We start from the raw sequence: 707 nt of genomic DNA on the forward strand, positions 1-707 counted from the left end.
CCGCCGGCCTGACCCCGGGCTCGGGTCGCATGAACGTGGACATCATCGAGCCGGGCACCCGCATGCCGTCGGTGTGGAAGGCCAACCTGGCGCTCGATCACGAACTGCCGTGGTACGGCATCACCGCTTCGGCCGAGCTGCTGGTCACCAAGGTCAAGGACGCGCTGTACTTCGAGCGCCTGGACGTCATGACCCCGACCGCCTACGGCCAGGACGGGCGTGCGATCTACTGGAATGCCGCGGGTCTCAACCCGAACAATTCGCGCATGAGCGGCACCAACAACTTCGGCATGACCGATGGCACCAACAATGCCGGTACCCGCGCCAATCGTCCGTCGGATATTGGCGACGTGATGCTGCTGCGCAATACCCACAAGGGCGGCAGCTCGCAGGCGACCTTCGCGCTGAGCAAGCCGATGGCCGAGAACTGGGGCTGGTCGCTGGGCTACACCTACACCGCCGCCAAGGAAGTCAGCTCGCTGACCAGCTCGCAGAACACCTCGAACTGGAACAACACGCTGATCTTCAACTCCAACGAGAACGTGGACTACAACTCGCGCTATGCGATCAAGGACCGCGTGACCGCGACGCTGGAGTGGAAGCACGCGTTCTTCGGCAACTACGCCACCCGCGCCGGCCTGTTCTATGAAGGCCGCACTGGCCGTCCGTACAGCTACATCTTCTACAACGACGTGAACGGAGACGGG

Annotated in this window: 1 pseudogene; it reads left to right on the plus strand. The window is 63.4% G+C overall.

The features are described 5' to 3' along the window. Nucleotides 1-707: pseudogene (locus tag ABB22_RS17355) on the plus strand (Oar protein); the annotation flags it as partial.

It is taken from the genome of Stenotrophomonas nitritireducens (genome assembly GCF_001431425.1).
GTDB classification, from domain to species: Bacteria; Pseudomonadota; Gammaproteobacteria; order Xanthomonadales; family Xanthomonadaceae; genus Stenotrophomonas; species Stenotrophomonas nitritireducens.